Source organism: Allobosea sp. GW821-FHT10B12, from assembly GCF_059415545.1.
Window position 1 is genome coordinate 830525 of record NZ_JBWKNL010000003.1, and the last position, 12937, is coordinate 843461.

Sequence of the window (12937 nt, forward strand, 5' to 3'; positions counted from 1 at the left end):
CTCTTGCAGGATAGGGCAGTGGCCGGAGCCTCTTCTAGCCTGAGATGCTCGGGTCAAGCCCGAGCATGACGGCCCCACCGCCATTCCCCTGCGGCCGCCCCTGCTCTACTGCTTGAGCGGTCAGCCTCTGCGAGCCAGCGACGCCCATGGCCCTCACCGACATCGCCACCCGGACCTATAATCACAGCTGGCGGCTCGATCCGATCATCCGCAGCCTGCTCGACACCGATTTCTACAAGCTGCTGATGCTGCAGATGATCAGGAGCTTCCATCCGGAGGTGCAGGTCACCTTCGGTCTGATCAACCGCTCCAGGCAGATCCGCCTCGCTGATGTCATCGAGGAAGCCGAGCTGCGCGCTCAGCTCGACCATGCCCGCGAGCTGCGCTTCACCAAGAAGGAATTGATCTGGCTCGCCGGCAACAGCTTCTACGGCAAGACCCAGATGTTCACGCCGGACTTCATCGCCTGGCTCGCCGAGTTCCGCCTGCCGGAGTACGAACTGCGCAAGGTCGACGGCCAGTACGAATTGACCTTCGCCGGCCCCTGGACCCACTCGATGATGTGGGAAATCCCGGCACTCGCCATCGTCAACGAACTGCGCTCACGCCAGGCGCTCAAAACCTGGGATCGCTTCGCGCTCGACGTGCTCTACGCCCGCGCCAAGTCGAAGCTCTGGGACAAGGTCGAGCGGTTGAAGAAGCTGCCGGACCTGCGCATCTCCGATTTCGGCACGCGCCGCCGCCATGGCCATCTCTGGCAGCGTTGGTGCGTCGAGGCATTGAAGGAGGGCTTGGGGCCGACCTTCACCGGCACCTCCAATGTCCTGCTCGCCATGGAGAATGATCTCGAGGCGATCGGCACCAATGCGCATGAACTGCCGATGGTGCTGGCCGCGCTCGCCGACAGCGACGGGGAGCTGAAGCGCGCGCCCTATCGCGTGCTCGACGAATGGCGCCAGGTCTATGGCGGCAACCTCTTGATCGTGCTGCCGGACGCCTTCGGCACCACCGCCTTCCTGCGCGACGCGCCCGCCTGGCTCGCCGACTGGACCGGCTTCCGGCCCGACAGCGCCCCGCCGATCGAGGCCGGCGAGCAGATCATCGCCTGGTGGCAGTCGCAGGGCCGCGACCCCAGGAGCAAGCTGCTGATCTTCTCCGACGGGATGGACATCGACTCGATCGAGGAGACCTACCGGCATTTCCATGGAAGGGTCCGCACCGGCTTCGGCTGGGGCACCAACTTGACCAACGACTTCGTCGGCTGTTCGCCGGTCGGCACACCTGATCTCGACCCGATCTCGCTGGTCTGCAAGGTCGTCAGCGCCAATGGCCGCCCGGCAGTGAAGCTCTCCGACAATCCGAACAAGGCGACCGGCGATGCAGCCGAGATCGCGCGTTACCTGCGCGTGTTCGGTGGGGCGGACCGGAAGGCGAAGGCGGTGAGAGTTTAGGTCACGGCCTTGCAAGCGCAGGGCGTGTCTGCCTTCGCACCGACAATCAACCCCGGGTCGCCCGTGCGCTCTGCCAAATCGGCGCGCTCGAATGCCAGGCGATCAATTATTGCTTGATGCCAGCTCTGCCGAACGCACCCCGCCCGGAGACGGTACTATCAATGCCGCTTCGGCATGGTCCCGGGCCTGCAGGGCCTCTCCCCAGTCCCGCAGGCTGATCAGCACCGGCTCCAGCGTTCGGCCGAAATCTGTCAGCTCGTACTCAACCCGCGGCGGCACCTCCGGGTAGACGATGCGGCGCACGATGCCGTCGGCTTCGAGCTCGCGGAGCTGGATCGTCACCATCCTGGGTGTCGCGTTGGCTGTCAGGCGGCACAGCGCATTGAAGCGCAGCCGGCCCTCGAGAAGGTGAAACATCAGCACCGGCTTCCAGATCCCGCCGAGGACGCTGAGCGTCGCTTCGACTGCACAGCCCGTCCGCGTCGCCTTGCGGCGCGCCTGCCTGACACTATCATTCATGATAGTACATGTTCCTTTTGATCGTACTTACGAAGATATCCTTATAGGCCTAGCTCTAGCGCGCCAACCCCGACCAAGGAGACGACGTTGCGCGCTTATCGACTGAACGGAACGAATGCCCCGCTGACGCTGCACGAGGAACCGGCATCAAAGCCAGGGCCGGGGGAAGTGCTGGTCGACCTCAAGGCCGCCACCCTCAACTATCGGGACCTGATCGTGCACGAGGGGCGCTATGGCGGCGACCAGAAGCGCGACCTCGTCCCGCTTTCGGACGGCGCGGGCATTGTCGCGCAGATCGGCGATGGAGTGTCTCGTGACCGGCTCGGCCAGCGTGTCGCGCTCGGCTTCATGCCCGGCTGGCTGGATGGGGCGTTCTCGGCCCGCAAGCAGGCGACCGCACTCGGCGGCGGCTTCGTCGACGGTGTGCTTGCCGAGCAGATTGTCGTTCCAGCTGCCGCTGCAGTCGCTTTCCCGGATGCCTGGTCGTTCGAAGAGGCTGCCGCCTACCCTTGCGCCGGAGTCACCGCCTGGAACTGCTTGTTCGGGGGCCGCGGTCTGCGCCCCGGAGACAGCGTCCTGGTCGAGGGCACCGGCGGCGTCTCAACCTTCGCACTGCAGATGGCCAGAGCTGCCGGGGCGAGAGTGATCGTCACCTCCAGCTCCGATGAGAAGCTTGCCTGGGCGCGCGGGCTCGGCGCACACGCAACCATCAATTACCGCACCACGCCGAACTGGGGCGAGGTCGCCGCAAGCATGGCTGGCGGTGAGGGCGTCGATCTCGTTGTGGAGGTCGGCGGCTCCGGTACCCTGAACCAGGCGCTTCGCGCAGCCCGGCCCGGAGGCGAAGTTGCACTGGTCGGTGTTCTCACCGGATTTTCCGGAGAGATCGACACCGGTGCGATCCTCATGAAGGCGATTCACGTTCGAGGAGTCTATGTCGGCTCCGTCGCTGATCTTGAAGCCGCGGTGGCTACCGGCGTTAAGCCTCTGATCGATGAGATATTCCCCTTTGAGGCGGCACAAGCAGCCTTCGACCGGCTGCGCAGCGGCCAGCATCGCGGCAAGGTTGCGATCAAGATTGCAGCCTGAGCATTTGGGCCGCAGGACACGATCCGCTCCCGTTGCCATGGGAGCGGACAGGTCATGGACCTTGACGATCCGATTTTGCTGCGTGCGAGGCTGATGACCGCGACTATTGCACCATCCCGATCCTGTCGTTGAGCGACCCTCCTAGATTTCGAGCAGCAGCGGCCTGTGGTCTGAAACCTCGGGCTGTTCGACGACCTCGAAGGCGAGAACGTCGACCGCCTCGTTCACCAGCATGTAGTCGGCATGGCGGCCGGGCTTCTTGTAGTGAGAGGTCCGCGTGCCGGAATGGCCGCGGCCGACGACGAGATCGGTCAGTCCCATCCCAGCCAGAACGTCGAAGGTCTGGCTACCGGGCTCGACATTGAAGTCGCCGCAGATGACGAGCCGGTCGCCCTGCTGTGCCACCGCCTTGATCAAAGCGACGAGACGGTTGGCCTGATCGAGACGCTCTGGCGTATCGATCTTGCCGTTCAGATCTCTCAGCCCGTGCATATGTGCGATCGTGATCGGCCAGCCACGACCGAAATCATGGAGCCGAACGACATGGGCATTGCGCGAGCGCGGATGCTCGCCATAGCCGCCCGGGGAAAAGCCCTTGTGCACGAAGCCTTGCACCTGGCCGATGAGGGGGAACCTGCGGTGGACGAACGTCGCGAGCCCCCATTGCGATGGAACGGTCTCGTCGCCATCCCACAGGACGCCCTGCGCCGCCGGGCAGAAGATCGCGACATGTTCCGGCAGGGCCGCGGATACGTCACGAAAGAAGTTGGCGCGCTGCGGCAGTACATGGTCGCCGTCGCGGTAGGTCAGCCACTCCTTCGACGTCGCCGGCGTATGGACAACCTCCTGAAGGCAGAGCACGTCGGGTGCTTCACGCGCGAGATAGGCTTCCACCTCCTCGTGAAGCGTTCCACCCCAGCCGTTCAGGCACATGATACGCAAGGCGATGCTCCGTCGGATGCGGGCCCTATAGGCTGCACCTCATCGACGGACCAGATTGCCTGGCGCCGGGGAGGCCTGCTCACAGCGCGAGACCGCTCTCCCATCAGCAAGCTTCGCATCCCGCGCAACCAAGCCTCGCCTACCCGATCCGGAACACCTTCCCCGTCCCGGCCTCGCGATAGAGATCGACCCGCTCGCCGTTCCAGTGATAGTCGAGATGTCTGCCTTGAACGGGATTGCCGGCGAGATCGGGCCAGAACAGCCCGGCGCACTTCCCGCCCGGCCGGCGCACGCTCGGATAGACGACACCTTCCGATCTGGCGGCACGCAACTTCGCCCCCAGTACCTGGCTCGCTCCATAGTCGTCCGGCCGCAAGAGCGCGCTCTCCCCTGCCCGCTCGTCGCGCAGATCGTGCAAGTCGGCGTCGATCGACAGAACCAGCTCGCGGAACTGCGAGGTCCAGCCGGGCGCCTCTTTGGTGCGGGCCATGAAGCGGCCATGGTGGTGGATCGTCTCGAACAGCGCCGTCTCGAAGCTCTCGGCGACATAGAGCACGCCGAACGTGCCGTCGCTGAACCGACTCGGCCGGTCGCGGCTGACATGGGTGAACGGCGCCATCAGCCAGCTCGCGCCGGCTCCCGAGACGCGGCGCGCAGGCGGCACCAGATCGAGATTGCCGATCGTCTCCATCAGGCGCGGATTGGTCTTCATCTCCGCCAGGATCAGCAGCGGCCAGTCGGCCGGATCGGCGATGTCCTCAAACAGGTCGATCGGCGGAAAAGCGCTGCGGATGATGCGGACTGCGCCGGGCCACTGGACCTGCGCGACCGGATAGTCGGCAGCGCTCACCAGAGCCCGCGCTCCGCATCGAGATAGCGCCGCACCCGCATCAGATCGGTGAGTTCGCCGCCGAGCATGACCGCCAGTGCCGACTTGCCGGCGAAGGGCTCGTTGCCCGCCTTGATCCAGGCATAGCCGCGCTGCGGCTCGCGGAAGATCAGGCGTAGCGCCTTGTGGATGCCCATCAGATTGGAGAGGCGTGCCTTGGCATCGCGGTCGATGCGGCCGATCTCGCCCGCCTTCCAGCGCCGATAGCTGCGCACCGGCTGGTCGAGCAGCACGGCGGCCTCCTCGTCGGTCAGGCCCCAGAGCCGGAACAGGTTCACGGCGGCGCGGAACATCGCCGCGGCCTCCGCCTCGGTGATTGCAGCGGGCGAGAAGGCGTCGGGCGAGGTCGGAACCGGCGAGAGCTGGCTCATCGGGCAATCTCCATTTGGCAGAATATAAGTAAAATGCTGCCAAATGGCAAGAGTAAGGACACGCGTCATTCTCGGGCGGAGCGAGGCGGAAACCCGAGAATCTCAGGACGAGAGGATGATGGTCGTGAATCCCATCCGGCCGGAGATGCTCGGGTCGAGCCCGAGCATGACGAGCGTTCTCACGCGTCGCGGCCGTCGACCTCAAGCTTGAGCGATTCGACGGCGTCCTTCACCGCGTCGAGCTGGGGATAGACCTCGAGCGCCTTCCGATAGGCGACCATGGCGCGCTTGTCGTCGCCCTGCTGGCGCAGGATCGTGCCCAGCCCCATCATCGCGCCGTAATGGCGCGGCTCGCGCTTCAAGGTTTCGGCGATGTCGAGCATCGAGCGAATCGGATCGCCCTGCAGGAAGAGCGCATTGGCCCGCTGATTCCAGCCCTCGGCCCAGTCGGGCTCCAAAGTGATGACACGGTCGAGCAATTCGATCGCCAGCGGCAATTCGCGCGCCTTCAGCGCATCCTGTGCCCGGGTCATCAGGAGATCGGCCGTGTCCGAGCCCGAGCGGGCCCAGCGCCGCTGGATCAGATTGGCGATGCCCTTGGCCTCTTCGACCGTCTTGGCCGCAGCGAGCCGTTCGAACAGGCGATCCAGCGTCACGGCCGGGCTACGGGGCGGCGGCGCTTCCGGCAGGTTCGGTTTGTCGTCGCGGTCGGCGTTCGGCACTGCGCCATCGCGCAGCGGCTTATCCTGCGCGAGCCCCCCCGGCGCAGCCGCAAGCAGCAGCCCAGGAATCAGTGCAAGACGGGCAAGACGAGACAATCTCATGCCCCCAAGGTGGGCGCGATGGGGTCGCACGTCAATTCACGGCCCAGCGAGATCGCGGGAGAACGAGATCGGGCACAAGCCAAAAAAGCGGGCCGCACAATGTGCAGCCCGCTCTTTCAATCTCGACAAGGACGCTGATGGCGCGGCCTATAAGACCGCGCGACGCCTCAGCCCTGACGCGCCTTGAAGCGCTTCTGGACCTTGTTGATGATGTAGACGCGGCCCTTGCGGCGCACGAGCTGGTTGTCGCGATGGCGCGCGCGCAGCGACTTCAGCGAATTGCGGATCTTCATAGCCGGTACTCCCATCGGCCCGCCTCGCGGCAGAACCGGTCAAAAAACTGAAGGCGACGCGAACCGGAAGCCGGCTCTCATCGAGCAAACGACATGCGCGCCTGATGCGATGGCCGGCTGTATAAGGATTTTGCCGGGATTGGCAAGGCCCCGGCGCGTTTTTCCGCCACGCGATCGCATGCGTCATGCTCCCGTCGCAATTGCATGACCGCCCTAGCGTCCCGGTGGACGCATGCCTAGATTGCGGCCGCAGCAGACCTATCAGGGAGCTCTCTCCATGTTCAACGCCAAGTCCCTCCTCGACGCCCTCGTCAATGCGGGCAGCCAGGCTGGCGCCCAGGGCGGCCAGGCCGGCGGGCTCGGCGGCGTGCTCGGCAACCTCGCCCAGCAGATCCAGCAGGGCGGTGGCGCCGGCGGTCTCGCCGGCATGGCCGGCCAGATCTTCGGCCAGGCCAGCCAGGGCGTGCAGGACGCCGCTCGCAACACCGGCCTGCAGCAGGGCGCGACCGACATCGTCGGCCAGCTCTCCGGCGGCAAGACGCCCGAGCAATTGATCGAGCAGGCCAAGGGCATGCTCGGCGGCAACCAGCTCGCTGCCGGCGCGGTGCTCGGCGGCCTCGGCGCGCTGATCTTCGGCACCTCGGCCGGCCGCTCGCTCGCCGGCTCCGCCGCCAAGATCGGCGGCCTCGCCTTGATCGGCGGCCTCGCCTACAAGGCCTATCAGAACTACCAGGCCGGCAAGCCGCTGCTCGGCGCCGATCAGCAGCCGGCGCTGCCGGCTCCGGCAGGCTCGGGCTTCGAGCCGGAAGCGGCGAAGAACGAGCATGCGCTGCTCTTCATCCGCGCCATGATCGCAGCCTCGGCCTCCGACGGCCATATCGACGATGCAGAGCGCAACGCGATCATGGGCGGCCTGCGCGAAGCCGGTCTCGATGCCGAAGCCAATGAATGGCTCACCAACGAACTGGCGAACCCGGCGAGTGTCGATACGCTGGTTGAAGGCGCCGAGAGCCCCGAGCTCGCCGCGCAGATCTATACGGCGGCCCGGATCGCCATCAATCCGGACACCCCGGCCGAGAAGGACTTCCTCGCCGGTCTCGCCGGCTCGCTCGGTCTCGATGCCGAGCTGGTCGCGAACATCGATGCGGCGGCGAGCGCCGCCAAAGCCTGACCGGTAACGCAGGGCCGGAGTGCGCCGGGCGCGGATTGACCGCCCGGCGCGCCCGGCCGTCCAATGCGGCATGCAATCATCATCCCCGCATTGGTCGGCGCGCCTGCCGTTCTACTATGGCTGGATCGTCATCGGCATCGCCTTCGTCACGATGGCGATCGCCGTCAGTGCGCGCACGGCGTTCTCCCTGCTGCTGCCGCCGCTGATCGACGAGTTCGGCTGGGACCGCGGGCTCGCATCGGGCGCCTTCTCCTTCGGCTTCCTGCTCTCGGCCGTGACCAGCACCTTCGTCGGCCGCGTCATGGACCGGCACGGCCCGCGCGTGGTGATCGAGACTGGCGTGGCGATGCTGGCGGCAGGCCTGCTGATCGCACCCGCGATCGGCGCGGCCTGGCATCTCTATCTGACGCTCGGCGTCCTCGTCGGCTGCGGCGCCAATCTGATGAGTTTTTCGGCGCAGTCGCTGTTCCTGCCGAACTGGTTCGTGCGCCGCAGGGCGTTCGCGATCAGCATCGCCTTTTCCGGCGTCGGCGTCGGCGCGCTGCTGCTCCTGCCCTGGCTGCAATCGATCATCAGCCGGGATGGCTGGCGCGCCGCCTGCTGGATCATGGGCCTGCTCGTGCTCTTCCTGCTCGGCCCGCTCAATCTGCTGGTCCGGCGCAAGCCGCAGGATCTCGGCCTGCTCCCAGATGGCGAAACCGGCTCGGCCGGCGCCGTCGCTGCGCAACGCAAGGCGGCAGTGGTCGATCCGGCCTGGGTCGCGATTGAATGGACGCTGGCGCGGGCACTGCGCACAACGCGCTTCTGGTGGATCATGATCGGCTATTTCTGCGCCCTGATCGCCTGGTATGCGGTGCAGGTCCATCAGACCAAATATCTGATCGAGGTCGGCTTTTCGCCGCTCACCGCCGCCTGGGCGCTGGGCCTGGTCAGTGCCGTCGCCATTCCCGGCCAGATCGGCCTCGGCGCCCTGTCGGATCGCATCGGCCGCGAATGGATCTGGATGGTCGGCTGCCTCGGCTTCGCCACCTGCTATGCCGCGTTGATCGCCCTGGAGCACACGCCATCGCTGGTGCTGCTCTATGTGATGGTGATCACGCAGGGCTTCCTGGGATACGCGATCACGTCGGTGCTGGGCGCGATCGTCTTCGAGATTTTCGAGGGGCCGCATTTCGGCGCGATCTTCGGGACGGTCACGGTGGCGCTGCTCGGCGGCGGCGCGGCCGGCCCCTGGCTCGCCGGCGTCATCCACGACGCCACCGGCAGCTACCGCCTCGCCTTCCTGCTGGTCATCGCCTGCTGCTTCGTATCGGCGGCGGCGATCTGGCTGGCGGCGCCGCGCAAGGTCCGGCTGGTGCCGGGTCGCGTCAGGGTGCGCGCTTGACGCCCCGATCGTCCTCGAACACCGGCCGGAAGAAGCTGCGCTCATAGCTGATGATGAAGCGATGCTTCTCGTTCTCGGCGACTACCGCAAGGCACTCGGCATCCTTGAACGAGGCCTCGCGATAGGTCTCGTATGCCGCGAAGGACGGGAAGCTGAACATCGCCAGCGCCACGTTGGAGGTCCCCTCCGACGGCATGAAATAGCCGTGATGCTTGCCGCCGAACCGCTCGACCAGCCGGATCCAGGCCTTGCCATAGGCCTCGAAGGCCGGGAGCTGATAGGGATCGACGACGTAACGCAGATGGCAGGTGATCGTCATTCTCAGGCCGCCTTCGCGTTCTTGAGGAACTCAGCCATCCGCCCCAGCGCTCGCTCGATGTTCTCCAGCGAGTTCGCATAGGAGAGCCGGATATAGCCCTCGCCATGCACGCCGAAATCCGGCCCGCCGATCGTGGCGACGCCGGTCTCCTCCAGCAGCGCAGAGGCTAGCTTCTTCGCTTTCCAGCCGGTCTGCGACACGTTCGGGAAGGCGTAGAAGGCGCCCTTCGGCACGATGCAGGAGACGCCCGGCAGGGCGTTCAGCCCGCCGACCACCGCCTTCCGGCGCCGGTCGAACTCCGCCAGCATCATCGCGACCGCATCCTGCGGGCCGGTCAACGCGGCGAGCCCCGCCCACTGCGCCGGCGCGTTGACGCAGGAATGCGAGTTCACCGCGAGCTTGCGCGCATTGTCGTAGAGCGGCTTCGGCCATACCGAGAAGCCCATGCGCCAGCCGGTCATCGCATAGGTCTTCGACCAACCATTGAGCAGGATCAGCCGGTCGCGGATCTCGGGATAGCTCAGCAGGCAGACATGCTTCTCGCCGTCATAGAGCATCTGGTCGTAGATCTCGTCCGACATCACCGCGACATCGGGGAACTTCGCCAAGCCGGCGACGAGCTTGTCGACTTCTGCCTTGGGCGTGACGCCGCCGGTCGGGTTCGCCGGCGAATTGACGATCAGGAGTCGCGTCTTCGGCGTGATCAGCGCCAGCGTCTCCTGCGCCGAGAAGGCAAAGCCGTTCTCCTCGCGGATCGGCACCGGCACCGGCGTCGCGCCGGTGTACTCGATCATCGAGCGATAGATCGGGAAGCCGGGATCGGGATAGAGGATCTCGGCGCCGGGCTCGCCGAACATCAGGATCGCCATGAACATGGTGACCTTGCCGCCCGGCACGATCATCACCTCCTCAGGCGAGACATTGACCGAGAAGCGCTTGTGCAGATCGGCCGCCACAGCTTCGCGCAAAGGCAGGATGCCGTTCGCCGGGGTGTAGCCATGATGGCCGTCGCGCAGCGCCTTCACCGCCGCCTCGACGATATGCTCCGGCGTCGGGAAATCCGGCTGGCCGATGCCGAGATTGATGATGTCCTTGCCTTGGCGCTGCAATTCGGTGGCACGGGCGAGCACGGCGAAGGCGTTCTCTTCGCCGATCCGGCCGAAGGATGGGACGATTTGCAGCGTCATGGCGGTTTCCTCTTCGCTCGCGGCAGTCTTCCAGCCGCCGCGTATCCGATCTGTCTTGGCCGCAAAGCCGGCAGCCGCGCAAGCCCGCTCCTTGCGTCCCGGTCCGGACGGGGACGCATTTGGAACACTTGCAAACTGCGCCGCGGCGACCTTTGCTGGCGGAGGCGTCGACCAAGCGATTGGCACCGCGCCTCAAGTCGTTGTATGCAGCATACAGAAATTACGGCAAGCGCCCTTGCCGCTCCGCTCTGATCGGCATGACCTGTCGATCAAATCGATTTAAAGACGATGCCGAAGCGGTGCCAACGCCGCCTGGCCGCGAGAGGGAATGACGGGATGGCCAAGACGCCTAGTGGAAAGAAGCCGGTCCGCAAGATCAAGCCGGAGCAGTTGCGCTCGAAAGCCTGGTTCGACAATCCCGCCAATGCCGACATGACCGCGCTCTATATCGAGCGCACCATGAATTTCGGCCTGTCGCGCGAGGAACTGCAGTCCGGCCGCCCGATCATCGGCATCGCTCAGACCGGCTCCGACATCGCCCCCTGCAACCGCCATCACCTCGAGCTCGCCTCCCGCGTCCGCGACGGCATCCGCGAGATGGGCGGCGTGCCCTTCGAATTCCCGATCCATCCGATCCAGGAAACCTGCAAGCGGCCGACCGCCTCGCTCGACCGCAACCTGCAATATCTCTCTCTGGTCGAGATCCTCTACGGCTACCCGATCGACGGCGTCGTGCTGACCACCGGCTGCGACAAGACCACGCCGGCCCAGATCATGGCCGCTGCGACAGTCGACATCCCGGCGATCGCCCTGCCCGGCGGGCCGATGCTGAACGGCTCCTTCCGCGGCGAGCGCACCGGCTCGGGCACGATCGTCTGGAAGGCGCGCCAGATGATGGCCGCCGGCGAGATCGACTATCGCGGCTTCGTCGATCTGGTCGCCTCCTCGGCGCCGTCGGCTGGCCACTGCAACACCATGGGCACGGCCTCGACCATGAACGCGCTCGCCGAGGCGATGGGCATGACCCTGCCCGGCGCCGCCGCGATCCCCGCGCCCTATCGCGACCGCTACGAGATGGCCTATCTCACCGGCCGCCGCATCGTCGAGATGGTCTGGGAGAACCTGATCCCCTCGAAGATCCTGACGCGCGAAGCCTTCGAGAACACCATCGTCATCAACTCGGCGATCGGCGGCTCGACCAATGCGCCGATCCACGTCAACGCCATCGCCAAGCATATCGGCGTCAAGCTCGACAACGAGGATTGGACCAAGATCGGCTACGACACGCCGCTGCTGGTCAACATGCAGCCGGCCGGCGAATATCTCGGCGAGGACTATTACCGCGCTGGCGGCCTGCCGGCCGTGATCGCTGAACTGATCGCCAAGGGCAAGCTGAAGCCGGCGATCACCGCCAACGGCAAGACCCATATCGAGAACTGCGAAGGCGCCTTCTCGGGCGATCGCGAGGTCATCAAGGCCTATGACAAGCCGATGAAGAAGGAGGCCGGGTTCCTCAACCTCTCCGGCAACCTGTTCGACTCGGCGATCATGAAGACCTCGGTGATCACGCCGGAGTTCCGCAAGCGCTATCTCGAGAATCCGAAGGACCCGATGGCCTTCGAGGGCAAGGCCGTCGTCTTCGACGGGCCGGAGGACTACCACCACCGCATCGACGATCCCGCGCTCGCGATCGACGAGCACACGGTTCTCTTCATCCGCGGCGTCGGCCCGGTCGGCTATCCCGGCGCGGCCGAGGTCGTGAACATGCGGCCGCCGGATTACCTGATCAAGAAGGGCGTCACGGCGCTGGCCTGCGTCGGCGATGGCCGCCAGTCCGGCACGTCCGGCTCGCCCTCGATCCTCAACGCCTCGCCGGAAGCGGCGACCGGCGGCGGGCTCGCGTTGCTCAAGACCGGCGACAAGGTCCGCATCGACCTGAAGAAGCGCACCGCCAATATCCTGATCTCGGACGAGGAACTGGAGACGCGCCGCGCCGAGCTCAAGGCAGCCGGCGGCTATAAGTACCCGAAGAGCCAGACGCCCTGGCAGGAGATCCAGCGCAAGATCGTCGACGAGCTCTCCGAGGGCATGGTGCTGAAGCCGGCGGTCAAGTACCAGAAGATCCACAAGAAGTTCGGCGTGCCGCGCGACAATCACTGACATCTTGCGGCTGCCGGCGGAAACGCCCGTCGGCAGCCGCAGGCGCGTGGCGCATCAAGGAGAGGCCATGGACGGCTTCGACGGTACGCTCGGCCTGGGCGGTTTCATGGCCCTGCTCGCGGTTCTTGGCGGATTGCTGGGTGGAGCTGTCGGCCACTGGCAACGTGGCTCGGGCCGCCTCGTCTCAGGCGCGATCATCGGCGCGATCGCGCTTCCGCTCGCGGTCTTCTTCTATCTTTACTATCTCGGCGCTCTGATTGCTGTCGCGATCATCCTCGCGATCCTCGCCGCCGTGTCGGGCTTGCTCGGTTGAAGCGGGCCATTCCCGGCGCGCATCC

14 protein-coding genes are annotated in these 12937 nt (G+C 65.8%); 6 read left to right on the plus strand and 8 right to left on the minus strand.

The features are described 5' to 3' along the window. The first annotated feature begins 146 nt into the window (after positions 1-146). A complete protein-coding gene (pncB, locus tag AC07O0_RS14010) occupies positions 147-1451 on the plus strand; it encodes a nicotinate phosphoribosyltransferase (protein WP_494623969.1) in 1305 nt (434 codons plus the stop codon). 102 nt (positions 1452-1553) lie between these two features. Here the strand turns inward: pncB and AC07O0_RS14015 are convergent, their stop codons facing one another. Beyond that, the gene (locus tag AC07O0_RS14015) at positions 1554-1970 is read right to left on the minus strand and encodes a winged helix-turn-helix transcriptional regulator (RefSeq protein ID WP_494623971.1); all 417 of its coding nucleotides are present in this window, start codon (positions 1968-1970) and stop codon (positions 1554-1556) included. Between the two features lie 87 nt (positions 1971-2057). On the opposite strand from AC07O0_RS14015, the gene AC07O0_RS14020 reads away from it, so the two are divergent. After that, positions 2058-3059, plus strand: a complete 1002-nt coding sequence (locus AC07O0_RS14020) for a zinc-dependent alcohol dehydrogenase family protein (protein WP_494623973.1) — start codon at positions 2058-2060, stop codon at positions 3057-3059. Positions 3060-3200: 141 nt separating this feature from the next. Here AC07O0_RS14020 and AC07O0_RS14025 read toward each other — a convergent pair whose 3' ends face one another. From AC07O0_RS14025 to ykgO, 5 genes are all read right to left on the minus strand, one after another. Then, on the minus strand, positions 3201-4001 hold the full coding sequence (locus AC07O0_RS14025) for an endonuclease/exonuclease/phosphatase family protein (RefSeq protein ID WP_494623975.1): 801 nt from the start codon (positions 3999-4001) through the stop codon (positions 3201-3203). 139 nt (positions 4002-4140) lie between these two features. Beyond that, the gene (locus tag AC07O0_RS14030) at positions 4141-4851 is read right to left on the minus strand and encodes an RES family NAD+ phosphorylase (RefSeq protein WP_494623977.1); all 711 of its coding nucleotides are present in this window, start codon (positions 4849-4851) and stop codon (positions 4141-4143) included. Next, positions 4848-5261: an MbcA/ParS/Xre antitoxin family protein gene (locus AC07O0_RS14035; RefSeq protein ID WP_494623979.1), complete on the minus strand. Its 414-nt coding sequence runs from the start codon at positions 5259-5261 to the stop codon at positions 4848-4850. The genes AC07O0_RS14030 and AC07O0_RS14035 overlap by 4 nt, the downstream gene beginning before the upstream one ends. 179 nt (positions 5262-5440) lie before the next feature. Next, complete coding sequence (locus AC07O0_RS14040; protein WP_494623981.1) at positions 5441-5983, minus strand: tetratricopeptide repeat protein; 543 nt, start codon at positions 5981-5983, stop codon at positions 5441-5443. 269 nt (positions 5984-6252) lie between these two features. Then, the gene (gene ykgO / locus AC07O0_RS14045) at positions 6253-6378 is read right to left on the minus strand and encodes a type B 50S ribosomal protein L36 (protein ID WP_038363015.1); all 126 of its coding nucleotides are present in this window, start codon (positions 6376-6378) and stop codon (positions 6253-6255) included. 277 nt (positions 6379-6655) lie between these two features. Between ykgO and AC07O0_RS14050 the strand changes: the two genes are divergently transcribed. Beyond that, on the plus strand, positions 6656-7549 hold the full coding sequence (locus AC07O0_RS14050; RefSeq protein ID WP_494623983.1) for a tellurite resistance TerB family protein: 894 nt from the start codon (positions 6656-6658) through the stop codon (positions 7547-7549). Positions 7550-7619: 70 nt separating this feature from the next. Further along, a complete protein-coding gene (locus AC07O0_RS14055) occupies positions 7620-8933 on the plus strand; it encodes an MFS transporter (RefSeq protein ID WP_494623985.1) in 1314 nt (437 codons plus the stop codon). Here the strand turns inward: AC07O0_RS14055 and AC07O0_RS14060 are convergent. Together AC07O0_RS14060 and AC07O0_RS14065 are read right to left on the minus strand one after the other, a co-directional pair. Continuing rightward, positions 8917-9252 carry an NIPSNAP family protein gene (locus tag AC07O0_RS14060; RefSeq protein ID WP_494623987.1) on the minus strand — a complete coding sequence of 112 codons (336 nt, stop codon included), beginning with the start codon at positions 9250-9252 and terminating at the stop codon, positions 8917-8919. The genes AC07O0_RS14055 and AC07O0_RS14060 overlap by 17 nt on opposite strands. A gap of 2 nt (positions 9253-9254) precedes the next feature. Beyond that, on the minus strand, positions 9255-10439 hold the full coding sequence (locus AC07O0_RS14065; RefSeq protein ID WP_494623989.1) for a pyridoxal phosphate-dependent aminotransferase: 1185 nt from the start codon (positions 10437-10439) through the stop codon (positions 9255-9257). A 336-nt stretch (positions 10440-10775) separates the two neighbouring features. On the opposite strand from AC07O0_RS14065, the gene AC07O0_RS14070 reads away from it, so the two are divergent. Together AC07O0_RS14070 and AC07O0_RS14075 are read left to right on the plus strand one after the other, a co-directional pair. Further along, on the plus strand, positions 10776-12599 hold the full coding sequence (locus AC07O0_RS14070; RefSeq protein WP_494623991.1) for an IlvD/Edd family dehydratase: 1824 nt from the start codon (positions 10776-10778) through the stop codon (positions 12597-12599). A gap of 67 nt (positions 12600-12666) precedes the next feature. Further along, a complete protein-coding gene (locus AC07O0_RS14075) occupies positions 12667-12912 on the plus strand; it encodes a hypothetical protein (protein ID WP_494623993.1) in 246 nt (81 codons plus the stop codon). Positions 12913-12937 lie beyond the last annotated feature (25 nt).